The organism is Aeromonas sp. HMWF016, assembly GCF_963878195.1.
Classification (GTDB): domain Bacteria; phylum Pseudomonadota; class Gammaproteobacteria; order Enterobacterales; family Aeromonadaceae; genus Aeromonas; species Aeromonas lacus.
On the sequence record NZ_CAWNWX010000013.1, the window covers coordinates 1 to 13,320 of the forward strand.

Consider the following 13,320-nt stretch of genomic DNA (forward strand, 5'->3'; position numbering starts at 1 on the left):
CCCCGCCATGCCCGTGGCGAGCGGATGCTGGCGGCGGAGCAGGCTGTGCTGGCGGCCGGTTTCGAGGCGGTGATGATAGTGCGCCCCTCCGGCCTTTATGGCCCGGATCGCCATCCCGGCCGTTTCCTCGCGGGCAAGACGCTGGATGGCGGCGCCCAGTCGGTCAATCTGGTTCATCTGGACGATGTGGTGGCGGCTTGTATGTTGCTGCTGGCGCGGGGCAAGGACGGGGATGTCTTTAACCTGAGCGCGCCTGTGCATCCGCGCCGCGAGCAGTTCTACCCCTTTGCGGCGCGTCAGCAGGGGCTGCCAGTTCCGGTCTTTATCGAGCCTGCCGGTGAATTCCAGCCCATCGACGGCCAGCTGATTTGCCAGCAGATGGGATTCAACTATCGCTGGCCCGATCCGGCCCACTGGTTTGCCGAGCTCGCCGCCTCGGGCAATTGAGGTTTGCCAAGGGGGTGATCGCCCCCTATCATGCCGCCATCCATGAGAGAGAGGCGGTAATGATGGTAGATACAAAACGTCACCCCGATGGGGAGTTGTTGCTGAGAACCCTGGCAATGCCAGCCGATACCAACCCCAATGGCGACATCTTTGGCGGCTGGATCATGTCCCAGATGGATATAGGTGGGGGCATTATGGCCAAGGAGCTGGCAAAAGGACGTATTTGTACCGTATCCGTCGAAGGCATGACGTTTCACAGTCCGGTCAAGGTGGGCGATGTGGTCTGCTGCTACGGCCGCTGCATGAAGATCGGCCGCAGCTCCATGAAGCTCAAGCTGGAGGTGTGGGTCAAGCCGGTACTGCGGGAAAACGACGCCCAGCGTTACTGTGTGACCGAGGGGATCTTCACCTATGTTGCCATCGACGAACACGGCAAATCCCGCCCGGTTCCGGTGAGTGCCTGATCAAATAAGCCGGGCGTTGATGATGGATATTTCCTGCTCAAGCCCGGTTTTTTGCCGTATCATGCGTTCCAGCATCTCCTCTGACCCTACATACTGAAGGGTGTCGAACAGACAGAGATCGCACTGCGGGTCACGTCTTATCTGGTAGACGGTGGCCAGCTCCACTTGATGACAGTTTCCTTGTTGATCATAAAACGTCACGTTGTACCGAAGTTCTTTCGCCATGAGACAGCGTCCTTCTGGTTGAGTGGAACAGGGACTATCAGCTTAGTCGGCGTTGATGACATTTGTGATGGTCAAGATACAAAGCAAAGGCGGGCGGTTTAGCCGATGAAAAATAGTTATCGCATTCTTGGCACCTCCCTGCTGACCTTGGGGTTGGTAGGCTGTTTCGAGGTGCCGGATCAGAACCATCTGGTCACGGCCGATGGGATTGTGCCGGGTATCGACTGCCAGCGTCCGCCGCTGGTGGCGCTGGCGACCACGGCGCTGCCCCGTGAATTCGGCATCACGGTCTGGAACCTCTACAAGGGACAGCGCAAGAACTGGCGCGAGGGGATGGACAGCTACGCCAAGGGGCAGGATCTGGTGTTGCTGCAAGAGTCGGCCACCCGTCCCGAGATGCTCGACTGGCTGCGTGCCGGTGATTTCCAGTGGCAACAGCTGCAGGCCTTCACCCAGGGCGGCGTGTCGTTCGGGGTGATGACGGTAGCCAAGACCCCGCAGGCGTTCGTCTGTGGCGTGCGCTCCCCCGAACCCTTGCTGCGCATCCCCAAATCCGGGCTGGTGAGCCTCTATCCGCTGCAGGGCGATCCTGATGGCGTGCTGGTGATCAACCTCCATGCGGTCAACTTCGAACTGGGGATGGCCACCTTCCGCGAGCAGCTCAACGATCTGACCGCGCTGGTGCGCCGCCATCAGGGGCCGGTGATCCTGGCCGGTGATTTCAACACCTGGAGCGACAAGCGCCAGTTCTGGCTGAGCAAGCTGGTTGAAGAGCTGGGTCTGCAGGAGGCCGTGCCGGTACCTGACTTGCGCCGCACCGCTTTCGGTCGTCCGCTGGATCACCTCTACTACCGCAATCTGGATCTGGTCGAGGTGAGTTCACCGGCGACCGACTCCTCCGATCACAACCCCATCATTGCGCGCTTTGCCGCCCAGTCGCTGACGCCGTAATCCTGTGATTGCCCCATAAAAAAATCCGGCGCCAATGGCGCCGGATTTTTTTGCGCTGTTACCAGCGACCAGGGAATTACTCCTGATAGAGGCCCAGATGCTCTTTGGCGTAGGCTTCAAAATCGGTGCAGCCACCGATGTGCTGCTCGTCCAGGAAGATCTGCGGCACTGTGTTGACCGGCTTGCCGGCGCTCTTGGCCAGATCTTCTTTGGTGATGCCTTCGGCGTGGATATCGACGTAGCGGAATTTGAAATCATCGCGCTGTTCAACCAGCTGCTCGGCAATCTGCTTGGCACGAACGCAATAGGGGCAGCCGGGGCGACCAAAAATCACTGCAAACATCTTTTCTCTCCGTTGGTGAGGCCGTTGTGTGAAACCGTCAGGTCAGGCCATTGATAAGAGGCAGGGGACAGCATATCCCCCCCTCGTCACGACTTAAAGTTGAAATTGTCGATACCGTGATTCGAGCGATTCTATTGCCTCAGTTCTCGTCGGCAATCTGGATCGGCTGCTGCTGATAGATGCTCTCCAGCACCCCCTTCTCGAACACGGTCCAAGGCCAGGGGGCCTTGCTGGCGCGGTAGCGCTCGTGAGTCGCCGGGTCTTGGGACAGGCCGCGCTGGAACATCACGAACGCCTTGCGCTGGCCACCGGCGGTATCGATAAAGCCCACCAGGTTGGAGGTGCCGGTGATGGTGCCAGTCTTGGCATGCACCTTGTTCTTCATCATGGGGGCGGTGACGCTGCGCCGCCACGCCAGAGTGCCATCCACCTGCGAGCTTGGCAGCAGCTTGATAAGGCCAAGCTCGGCATCATTTTTCTGGATGAAGTTCAGCACCGACAGCATCTGGCGGGCGCTGATGAGATTGTGAGCGGAGAGGCCGGAGCCGTCAGCCAGAGTGGCATTGCCCAGATCGATGCCATTCTTGGTCAGGATGGCGCGCACCGCCATGGTGCCGCTGCGATAGCTGCCCGGCTTGTTGTAGTAGTGGCGGCCCACGGTTTTAAGGAAGGTATCGGCATAGAGGTTGTCCGATTTCTTCAGCATCTTGGCCAGCATCACCGGCAGGGAGACCGAGTAGTGGGTGCCCAGTGTCTCGGCACCGATCGGTGTCTTGTGGGTGACCCGCAGCAGGCCATCATGCTTGATGCCCGCCCGGTTCATCGCCCAGCGGATGTTGTCCCAGCCCCAGGCCTCGACATCGTGAATGGCGAAACGCAGACCCTGAGGCTCCTTGTTCGGGGTGATGCAGCCCTTGAGCTCGTAGAAGTTGCCCTTGGCCATGTCCACTTCCAGCGCGCAGAACTGGCGCGCCATGTCGGCGTAGCTCATCACTTCCACGTTGTCGGCACCGATGCCGATGGGGACGCCGGTGGCCACATTGCCAACCGCCGGTTTGCCGATCTGGGTGGCGGTGATGGTGCCGTAGGCGCAGTTCTTGTCGATGATGACCGAGGAGACCGGAGCGGCGAAGCAGAGGGTCTGATCCCCCCACGACCAGCCGTTGCCGCGCTCGTAGCCGTTGTAGGCGCCGGTGTTGACGTAGACGTTGCCCTTGATCTGGTTGACGCCAAGCTGCTTGAACAGGGCCAGCAGATCCATCCGTGACAGGGTGGGGTCGCCGACGAAGTTGATCCAGATATCGCCATTGATGACGTTGCCCTGCTTGGCGCCGGGCTGGGCCTGAATGTCGGTGGCAAAGCGGAAGTCGGCACCCAGCTCAAGGCGGGCAGCCAGCGCGGTGAGCACCTTCATGGTGGAGGCGGGGGCGATCATCTGATCCGCATGACGGGCAAACTCAACGCCGTTGTTGCCCTGCACTATGATGGCGTACTGGCCACCCTGAGGGGGCGTCAGCGGGGCGGCGTGAGCCGCCAGAGAGAAAAGAGCACAAAAACCAATCAACAGCCGCTGCATAACATCCTCTAACGTGACGAAGGGGCCAGACCGATGGCGCTGGCCCTTATAATTCAACCTGCCGATGCGGGATCGACGGGGGTAACGCAATTTATGCCGGTCGCCAGTGGCCATCACGCCAGCGAGTTGGCGGTGCGATAGCGACCCTCATAATCAAAAATCTTCTCTTTTATCTGCCAGAAGCGCCCCGATTTGCGGGCGATGACGAAATCGGGATGGCGAAACTGGCTTTCTGCCGCCAGCACGCTCGCCAGGGTGGCAAATTCGGGCTCCAGACCCGGGGCGGGCCAATGATGACGCACAAAGTGCTGTTGAAACAAGCGCCGCGCGCCCTCGGAGTGAAATCCGAAGTACTCATTGAGGGTGAGACCATCCTCATCGTGATAGATCACCTCCAGCCGCTCCCCCTGTTTGCCGCGCCCTGCTGTGAAGGTGAGACCGGCGCAGCGGATCACCATGCAATCCTTGAGATTGAGCGCCTCTTTAAGCTTGTCGTCCGGATCCACCAGCAGCTGATCGCAGCTTTGGCAGCGGCGAGCGGCGATGTCGTTTTCGGCGCCGCAAGCGGGGCAGATCTTGGCGCGAAAGCGGTAGTCGCACTCCTCGCGGTTGCCCTCGTCATCTTCAAACAGTCCCTGACAGCGGCGGCCATAGTGCTCGATCACCTTGCCATCCTCGTCGGTCTTGCCCCAGAAGGTGTTGGCAAAGCCGCAGGCGGGGCAGGGCACCTGCACCGGTTCGGTCCCCGCATGGGGTCGAGGCTCCCCCACTTCGGGAGCAAACAGGTTGAAGTTGTTGCCGGCGTAGTCGAGCACCAGACAATCGCTCTTGCCGGGCGAGAGGCGCAGGCCCCGCCCGACGATCTGCTGATAGAGCGAGACCGACTCGGTGGGCCTGAGCATCACGATAAGATCGACATGAGGGGCGTCGAAGCCGGTGGTGAGTACCGCCACGTTGACCAGAAACTTGAGCTCGCGCGCCTTGAAGGCGTTGATGAGGGCATCGCGCTCCGGCCCCGGCGTTTCGCCGGTGATAAGGGCGGCCTGCTGGCCTCTGGTGCCAAGCAGACCGTGAATTTCGCGGGCATGCTCGACGGTGGTGGCAAAGATCATCACCCCCTGCCGGTCGGTGGCATACTCCAGCACCTGGCTCAGGATATGGGGCGTAACCCGCTCCTGCCGCTTGAGCTCGCCGTTGAGCTCCGCCTCGCTGAAGAGGCCGTTCTCCCGCGGCACTAGCCGGCTGAAGTCGTAGTGAACGATGGGGGCATCCACCATGTGCGGCGGCGTCAGGTAGCCGTTTTTGACCATAAAGCGCAGCGGCAGCTCGAACACGCAGTCGCCAAACAGCCGCTCGCCGTGGCTTTTGACCATGCCGTGGTAGTGGCGCCGGTAGATCCAGCCCAGCCCGAGCCGATAGGGGGTGGCGGTGAGGCCGAGGATCCTGAGGGCCGGGTTGGCGGCCTTGAGATGGTCGATCACCTGATGGTATTGGCTGTCGTCATCGAGCGAGACCCGGTGGCACTCGTCGATGATCAGCAGCGAGAAGGCGCCATCGAAGGCATCCAGATTGCGGGCGACCGATTGCACCGAGCCGAACACCACCTGTGCGCTCGCCTCCTTGCGATCCAGACCGGCGGCGAAGATATCGGCCTTGAGCCCCCATGCCTCGTACTTGGCGTGGTTCTGCTCCACCAGCTCCTTGACGTGGGCCAGCACCAGCACTCGCCCGCGTGCCTTGCGTGCCAGTTCGGCGATCACCAGACTCTTGCCGGCCCCGGTGGGCAGCACTACCACGGCGGGATCCGGGTGTTTGCGAAAGTGGCTGATAACGGCGTTGACGGCGTCGGTTTGGTAGGGTCTGAGAACGAACATGAGGGTGTGGCGTTTGGGCATGGTGCGGCGCAGGATGGCGCCATTATAGGGATCTTGCCGCCACAAAAACAGCGGGCCGACATGATGCCGGCCCGCTGGGAGGGATTGTGCTGATTAATGGAACGGGAAGATGTAGTTCATCCAGCTTGCCATGCGCAGCAGTATTTTCCGCATCACCGAGACGTGCTGGAAGTACTCGGTATAGACAGCGGCCTGACCGCTGGAGCCTGCAATCACCTGATACTTGGCCCACTCGGGGTCAGTGATGGAGATGACCACCGGCAGCCGACCTGGACGCACTGCGGTGGTCTGATCCAGCAGTCCCAGGTTGGCCTGCACGTTACCCGCGGCAATAGCCGGAATCACTGCCGTCACCTTGCCTTTGAAGATCTTGCCGGGCACGCCATCGATCACCACTTCCGCCTCGTCACCAACGGCCAGACGCTGCATGCTGTTCTGCCAGAACCAGCCTACATAGGCGGTATCGTTCTGGTGGATGAAGGTCATCACCGGACGGTACATGAAGGGGGTGGCGATCATGCCGGGGCGCAGGGCCAGTTGCACCACATGGCCATCACTCGGGGCATAGACTACGGTTTGGGCCAGCTGATACTTGGCTTCCAGCAGCTGGGCTTGCAGATCGTTCAGGGTGGCTTTCTGCTGGTCAATCTGGGCCACTATATCGTCTACGTTGGCCTGGCTGACATCCAGATCCCGCTGTTTGCCAACATTGCGTTGCATCAGCTCTTTGGCGCGATCCCGATCCAGTTTGGCAGAGCGCAGTCTCGCCTCGATGGACTTGAGGTGCTCGCGGTTGGATTCGACCCGTGCGGTCAGGCTCTCCACTTTCAGGCGAAACGGCTCGTCATCGATGCGAAACAGCACATCCCCTTTTTTCACCGGCTGATTGGCCTGCACCGGGACTTCAACGACCCGGCCCTTGACCAGCGGCACGATCGGGGTGGAGACATAGTAGTTGCGCGCCATCTCGGAGTAGGGGTGGTTGTAGTTCATCAGCATGATCAGGGTGCCGATGAGGATCACGCCACCCAGCGCTGCGGTGGGGACCGTCCACTTGTTGAGCGGGATCCGGAAGATTTTGAAGATGGCCACACAGATGGCTGTATAGGTCAGGATCAGTAGCAGGTCCATGATTTATCCCTGTTGCTCTTGTTGTTCGATATGGTTGAGACGGCCTTTCAGCTCAGCCAGCTCCTCTCTAAGGGCCGCGATATCATCTTCATCTTTTTGCAGGCGCTGGTTAAAGCCCCAGCCCCGATCGGGGCGGTAGAGGGTTGCCCAGATCCAGAGGAAAGGCCACAACACGTGCAGGGTAAACAGGCTGACCCAGCCGGCAACATGGATGGCATCCTGATGAGGATGATTCCGATGTTTGGCGATTTCGTAAGGAATATCGTGGATCACGATGACTCCATAAAAAATGACCAGCGCGACAAAGACGAGCAGGCCAAGGGCAAAATAATCAAGGGCCATTTATAACCTCCACTGGCTCGAAGCACAGCTTGAACGTTGGTTCCAACAAGAGCTAAAGCAATCAAGAATCACATATTTATCGTTAATTCGCACGGAATCTTAAGGTCTTTCGCTGTATTGAAGCTGAAGCGGTTCAATAGTTGTATTATTAGTGTTTTTGTCATTAAAAAAGGCGCCTTGCGGCGCCTTTTATGCTGTTTTTTGCAGCATTTTTTGCCGTATTACCCTTCATTGGTACTGCTGACCAGCGGTTGGCGGAATTTCACCAGGAAGGCCACGGTAATTACGGTAGTGGCAGCCAGACCGATGATGGTCGAGATCCCCATCTCCAATCCGAACCCGATGGGGGCGTTGGCCAGGTAGGTAAACACCACGGCGGTCATGAACATGGCGGGGATGGTGCAGACCCAGTGCAGCTTGCCCTCTTTGATGAGGAAGGCGGCAGCGGCCCACAGCATGATGACGGCGGTGGTCTGGTTGGCCCAGCCGAAATAGCGCCAGATCACCCCAAACTCGGCCTTGGAGATGATGAAACCAAGGATGAACATGGGGATAGCGATCAGCAGGCGCTTGGCCATCGGCTTCTGGGTCAGCTTCAGGAAGTCCGCCACGATCAGGCGGGCACTGCGAAACGCGGTGTCGCCGGAGGTGATGGGCAGGATCACCACGCCGAGGATGGCCAAAATGCCGCCCACGGTGCCGAGCAGGCTGGTGGAAACCTCGTGCACTACGGCAGCCGGGCCGCCGTTGGCCATGGTGGCGTTGAGCGCTTCGGTGCTGTCGTAGAAGGAGAGACCCAGGGTGCACCAGATAAGGGCGATGATCCCTTCACCGATCATGGCGCCGTAGAAGATGAAACGGCCGGACTTCTCGTTTTGCATGCAGCGCGCCATCAGTGGTGACTGGGTGGCGTGGAAGCCGGATACCGCGCCACAGGCGATGGTGATGAAGAGCAGTGGCCAGAGCGGCAGCTCGGTCGGGTGCAGGTTGGAGAAGTCCATCCCGGTGTTGTAGAAGCCTTTGCCGGAGACAATCAGACCGATGATGAGGCCGACCGACATGAAGACCAGCAGGGCGCCGAAGATGGGGTAGAAGCGGCCGATGATCTTGTCGATGGGGACTATGGTCGCGAGGATGTAGTAGGCAAAAATCGCCATGATCCAGTAGACCAGATCGGTGGAGGTGAGGTTGGCGAGCAGCCCTGCCGGGCTCAACACGAACACTACGCCCACCAGCATCAGCAGCACCACGGCAAACAGGTTCATGAAGTGCTTGGCGGCGGTGCCCAGATGCTCACCGACCACGGTCGGTACCGAGGCGCCTTTGGCACGTACCGACAGCATGCCGGAGAAGTAGTCGTGAACCGCACCGGCGAAGATGCAGCCGAAGACGATCCAGAGCATGGCGACCGGGCCATAGAGGGCACCCAGAATGGGGCCGAAGATGGGGCCGACGCCGGCGATATTGAGCAGTTGAACCAGATAGACTTTCTTGTCCGACATGGGGACATAGTCCACTCCGTCAGCCATGGTGATGGCGGGGGTTTTCAGCTCGGGTTTCGGGCCGAATATCCGTTCGATGAACTTGCCATAAACGAAATAGCCGGCCACAAGTAAGCCGACACAGAGGAAGAACCAGATCATTGCTACGCTCCTGCATTGTTATTTTTAGGTGTGCGCAGCCACTCTAGGATGTTGGGCTGTTAATGGCAGGTGAAAAAAGATAAGCGGCGCCATGGCGTGCCGAGCGGTTGGCGGTTGTGATCCGGCGCACACTCCACGGTTCACTCCAGCCCCAGTCGATCCTTCAGCTCTTTCAGGTAGCGGCGGCTGACCGGCACCCGGGCGCCGTTCGGGGTGATGATCTCTGCCAGCTGGTTATCGAGCAACCGGATCTCGAAGATGGCGTCAGGGGCGATGAGATACTGGCGGTGGCAGCGCAGCAGCGGGCTCTTTTCCTCCAGGGATTTGAGGGTGAGCTGGGTGTGGAACAGTTCGCCCTGACAGGCGACATGGACGCCACCCAGATCGGAGAAGGCATACTCCACCTGCTCGATGGGCAGTAGCCGCACCCGGTTGTGCAGATAGCCGGGAATATGGCGGATGGCGGGGGCCAGCGCTTCGACCGGTTGCGGGGAGATATCCTGTTTGAGGCGGGCGAGGGTCTTGGCCAGCCGGGCTGGTTCCACCGGCTTGAGCAGGTAGTCGAAGGCGTTCTCCTCGAAGGCCTGAATGGCATACTCGTCAAAGGCGGTGACAAAGACGATGCGGGGCAGGGGGTCAAGCATGGCCACCAACTCCATGCCGCTCAGCTTTGGCATCTGGATATCGAGAAATACTACGTCTGGCTTGAGGCGCTGAATAAGCGGCAGCGCCTCGATGGCATTGCCCGCTTCCCCCATGATCTCGATGGCGGGATCGCAGGCCAGGTGTTGTTTCAGCTCTTCGCGGGCGTAGTGTTCATCATCGACAATCAGGGTCCGGATCATGGTTGCTCCTTGGGCAAGGTCACAGAGACGCGCGTCCACTGTTCCGGCTCGCAGCTGACGGTCACCCCGTAGCGCTCGCCAAAGGCGCTCTTGAGGCGCCGATCCACTATGGTCATGCCCAGTCCATCCCCGGCCGGACGCGGCTGCCAGGCACCAGCGTTGTCCTCTACATGGATGGTCACTGTCTCCTGTGTCTCTTCCGTGTAGAGATGCAGGCACCCCTTATCCAGAAGGGTGGAGATGCCGTGCTTGATGGCATTTTCGATAAGGGGCTGCAGAGTGAAGCTCGGCAGCTGCAGAGTGGCCAGATGGGCCGGAATGTCGTTTTGCACCGTCAGCCGATCGCCAAAGCGGGCCAGCTCGATCTCCAGATAGGAGCGGCAGTGCTCCTGCTCCTCCTGCAGGGTGGTAAGGCCGCTCTGGCGCTTGAGATTCTTGCGGAAAAAACGCGACAAATGCAGCAGCAGATCCCGCGCTTTGCCCGGATCCTGGCGGGTGATGGCGCTGATGGTGTTGAGGGTATTGAACAGAAAATGGGGATTGATCTGGGCCTGTATCAGTTTGAGTTCGGACTGCACCAGCAGCCGCTGCTGCTGCTCCAGCCGACCGGCCAGCAGCTGCTGTGACAGCAGGTTGGCGATCCCTTCCCCCAGGGTGTGGTTGATCTTGAGAAAGAGCCGCTTTTTGGGCTCGTAGAGCTTGATGGTGCCGATCACCCCTTTGTCCCCCTGCAGCGGGATCACCAGTACCGAGCCCAACTGGCATTGAGGCGAAAGGCTGCAGCGATAGGGCTGAGCATTGCCATCGGCGAACAACACCTTGTTGCGCTCTATGGCGCGCATGGTGATGGCTGAGGTAATGGGCGTGCCCGGCAAGTGGTGATCTTCGCCGGTGCCGATAAAGGCGAGGATCTTGTCGGTATCCGTAATGGCCACGGCACCGACGCCGGTCTCCTCCTGAATGATGCGGGCTATCTTGTGGCTCGCCTCGGGGGTAAAGCCCTGACTCATGATGCCTACGGTGCGGTTGGCGATATTGAGCGCTTTGGCGGAGAAGACCCGGGAGAACTTCTCATACATCTGCTGCTGATCGCGGATCATGCTGATAAAGAGTGCCGCACCGCAGGAGTTGGCCAAAATCATCGGAGTGGCGATGGTGCGCACCAGCAGCAGGGATTTGTCGAACGGGGTCGCCACCAGCAGGATGATGACCATCTGCAGGATTTCGGCATAGAGGGTGGTAAAGAAGGCGATGCGCGGCTCGAACAGTGCATCCATCTTGCCGGCCCGCATCAGACGCCAGTGGACTATGCCGCCCAAGAGCCCTTCGCAGGTGGTGGAGATGGCGCAGGCGAGATCGGTAAATCCCCCCAGGGTATAGCGATGCAAACCCCCGGTCAGCCCGACCAGAAATCCCACCAGCGGACCACCCAGCAAACCTCCCAGTACGGCACCGACGGCCCGGGTATTGGCGATAGCGTCATCAATGTCGAGGCCGACATAGGTGCCAAGGATGCAAAAGCTGGAAAAAATAATGTATATCAGTACCTTGTGAGGTAGTCTGACAGAATAGTTGGCAAGCGGTCGCAGCAGCGGGCTTTTGGAAAAGAGGTAGGCGATCACCAGACTGACGCTCATCTGTTGCAGCAAGGAGAGAACCAACTGCATAAAAAACGCTCCTCATAAGTCGGGTGAAATAATCGCCAGCCCGTGCATAAGTGTGATCAGGATCTTGTTCTGGCGGCCCTACGGGGCGGCACGGTCTGCCAGTTTGCCAGAACGGCTGGATAAAACCATATTAAATCAGCAAGTTAAATTGATATTTGTGTAAGCGCTCCGGGGTTGGTATTGGTGGATGGAGCATGAATGTATCCGCTGGATACGCCACACGGAGGTGGCATGCTCCGCCCGGCCCAATGGCTGGGCGTTTTTTATACATGGTCAGATGACAACCTTTCGGCGGGTCTTCGAGCAATTATTCCGGTTTGTCCAATGAGTTATCCCCAGCTTCTGGGGATAACTCAAAACGCAAAGTAGTAACAGAAGCGACGGGTCAGATTGAAGAAGAGCCGTTGCCCCTCATCCAGCTCTTCCTGCTTGATAAATGCGGTGATGGTGCGCTCGTCCTCGCGCAGGTCGATCATCGGTACGGCTTCCGGGCGCTGCCCCTTGATATAGGTGAGAATTTTCGGTTTGAGCGGCATGGTCGGCTCGGTGGACAACACCAGCGCCACTGTCTCGTCCGAGAGTTTCACCAGCGATCCCGGTGGATAAACCCCCAGCACCTTGACCAGCAGCTTGACCAGCGTCTGATCGAACTTCTTCTGAGAGAGCTTGTAGAGCTGGCTGATGGCCTGGCTAGGTGCTGCCGGATTGGCGCTGCTACGGGGATGCAGTAGCTCGTCATAAAAGTCCACCAGTCCGATCAGGCGTGCCAGCGGTGGTATCTCCCCTCCCTTGATCCCCAGCGGATAGCCGCTGCCGTCGAGCCGTTCATGATGCAGATGCGCCACCTGACGGATCTTGGGCTCGAAGGCATTGAGCTGGGTCAGCATGTCGAGCCCGTATTGTGGGTGCATGTTGAGAAAATTCTGCTCTGCCTTGCTGAGCTCCCCACGCTTCTGGATGATCTGGCTCGGTATCTTGAGCTCGCCGATATCGTGGATAAGTCCGGCCAGACCGGTCTCTTCCAGTTCAATGGGGTTCATGCCCAGCTCGCGCGCCATCAGCATAGCGATAAAGGCCACGTTGAGGCTGTGCTGCAGCAAAATGTCGGTGTGGGGGTTACGGATCAGGTGCAGTCCAAGCGGCCCTTCATGTTGACTGAGCTGGAGGGCTGCATTGCGAACAATCTGGGCGGTATTGGCCAGCCCCTCGTCCGGCTTCAGGTTGAGGGATCCCAATGCGTCGCGCAGTTCGCTCATCGACTGGCCAAATGCCTTGTCGGCGGCACGCATGGAGCGGCGGAAGGCTTTTTCATCAAAGGGGGGCGGGCCCGAGGCAATCAGCTCTTCCAGCTCTTCAAGGTCGGGGCCGGCATCGGGAATATCGCCGCGCAGCAGCGGCTCGATCGGAAGATCGCTCTTGTCGGGATCCACCATCATGAGGTTCAGATCAAGGTGGCGAATGATGTCCAGCTGCTGCTGATCCTTGATTTTGAAGGCATTGAACATAAAAGGATGGTTTGTCCATCCGGTGGGAAGATGGATAAAGTGGCCAACCCTCAGCTGTTCTATAGAGGCTTCGATCAGTGCCATTGATGAACTCGCATTTCTTGAATGCCTACCCAACAAGCTAGCAAAATCCGATGGATAGACAACAAAAAAACCAAGGTAACGGCTGACTGGATGCGAGGCTGTGATGATGCGCACGGAGCGCTGCGTTATCTCTTAATTCGCGCTTAATTTTTGCCTTCTACGCTGGCGGCATTCTTTCTGGTAGTGTTGCCCCCGCCATTTA

General features: G+C 59.0%; 12 protein-coding genes and 1 pseudogene. 3 read left to right on the forward strand and 10 right to left on the reverse strand.

All coding sequences use genetic code 11. The annotated features are described in order from the left end of the window. Together AACS24_RS01310 and yciA are read left to right on the forward strand one after the other, a co-directional pair. Positions 1–447 (forward strand): annotated as a pseudogene (locus AACS24_RS01310) (SDR family NAD(P)-dependent oxidoreductase); the annotation flags it as partial. Between the two features lie 59 nt (positions 448–506). Further along, positions 507–911: an acyl-CoA thioester hydrolase YciA gene (gene yciA / locus AACS24_RS01315; RefSeq protein WP_033113469.1), complete on the forward strand. Its 405-nt coding sequence runs from the start codon at positions 507–509 to the stop codon at positions 909–911. Here yciA and AACS24_RS01320 read toward each other — a convergent pair whose 3' ends face one another. Beyond that, complete coding sequence (locus AACS24_RS01320; protein ID WP_005337874.1) at positions 912–1,136, reverse strand: hypothetical protein; 225 nt, start codon at positions 1,134–1,136, stop codon at positions 912–914. It abuts the gene before it with no gap. A gap of 105 nt (positions 1,137–1,241) precedes the next feature. On the opposite strand from AACS24_RS01320, the gene AACS24_RS01325 reads away from it, so the two are divergent. Then, the gene (locus AACS24_RS01325; protein ID WP_042032407.1) at positions 1,242–2,087 is read left to right on the forward strand and encodes an endonuclease/exonuclease/phosphatase family protein; all 846 of its coding nucleotides are present in this window, start codon (positions 1,242–1,244) and stop codon (positions 2,085–2,087) included. A 76-nt stretch (positions 2,088–2,163) separates the two neighbouring features. Here AACS24_RS01325 and AACS24_RS01330 read toward each other — a convergent pair whose 3' ends face one another. The 9 genes from AACS24_RS01330 to AACS24_RS01370 all read right to left on the reverse strand — a co-directional run bounded on the left by AACS24_RS01330 (position 2,164) and on the right by AACS24_RS01370 (position 13,118). Further along, a complete protein-coding gene (locus tag AACS24_RS01330; RefSeq protein WP_108572124.1) occupies positions 2,164–2,430 on the reverse strand; it encodes a GrxA family glutaredoxin in 267 nt (88 codons plus the stop codon). 139 nt (positions 2,431–2,569) lie between these two features. Continuing rightward, a complete protein-coding gene (gene dacB / locus AACS24_RS01335) occupies positions 2,570–4,006 on the reverse strand; it encodes a D-alanyl-D-alanine carboxypeptidase/D-alanyl-D-alanine endopeptidase (protein WP_108572125.1) in 1,437 nt (478 codons plus the stop codon). Positions 4,007–4,119: 113 nt separating this feature from the next. Continuing rightward, complete coding sequence (locus AACS24_RS01340; RefSeq protein ID WP_108572141.1) at positions 4,120–5,880, reverse strand: DEAD/DEAH box helicase; 1,761 nt, start codon at positions 5,878–5,880, stop codon at positions 4,120–4,122. A 114-nt stretch (positions 5,881–5,994) separates the two neighbouring features. Continuing rightward, a complete protein-coding gene (locus AACS24_RS01345; RefSeq protein ID WP_108572126.1) occupies positions 5,995–7,032 on the reverse strand; it encodes an HlyD family secretion protein in 1,038 nt (345 codons plus the stop codon). 3 nt (positions 7,033–7,035) lie between these two features. After that, a complete protein-coding gene (locus tag AACS24_RS01350) occupies positions 7,036–7,374 on the reverse strand; it encodes a DUF3302 domain-containing protein (protein WP_108572127.1) in 339 nt (112 codons plus the stop codon). A gap of 221 nt (positions 7,375–7,595) precedes the next feature. Continuing rightward, positions 7,596–9,017: a carbon starvation CstA family protein gene (locus AACS24_RS01355; protein ID WP_108572128.1), complete on the reverse strand. Its 1,422-nt coding sequence runs from the start codon at positions 9,015–9,017 to the stop codon at positions 7,596–7,598. A 140-nt stretch (positions 9,018–9,157) separates the two neighbouring features. Beyond that, on the reverse strand, positions 9,158–9,862 hold the full coding sequence (gene btsR, locus AACS24_RS01360) for a two-component system response regulator BtsR (RefSeq protein ID WP_108572129.1): 705 nt from the start codon (positions 9,860–9,862) through the stop codon (positions 9,158–9,160). Continuing rightward, on the reverse strand, positions 9,859–11,529 hold the full coding sequence (locus AACS24_RS01365) for a sensor histidine kinase (protein ID WP_108572130.1): 1,671 nt from the start codon (positions 11,527–11,529) through the stop codon (positions 9,859–9,861). The genes btsR and AACS24_RS01365 overlap by 4 nt, the downstream gene beginning before the upstream one ends. A 353-nt stretch (positions 11,530–11,882) precedes the next feature. Beyond that, entirely contained in the window at positions 11,883–13,118 is a 1,236-nt protein-coding gene (locus AACS24_RS01370) for an HD-GYP domain-containing protein (RefSeq protein ID WP_033113461.1), read from the reverse strand. Positions 13,119–13,320: the final 202 nt, after the last annotated feature.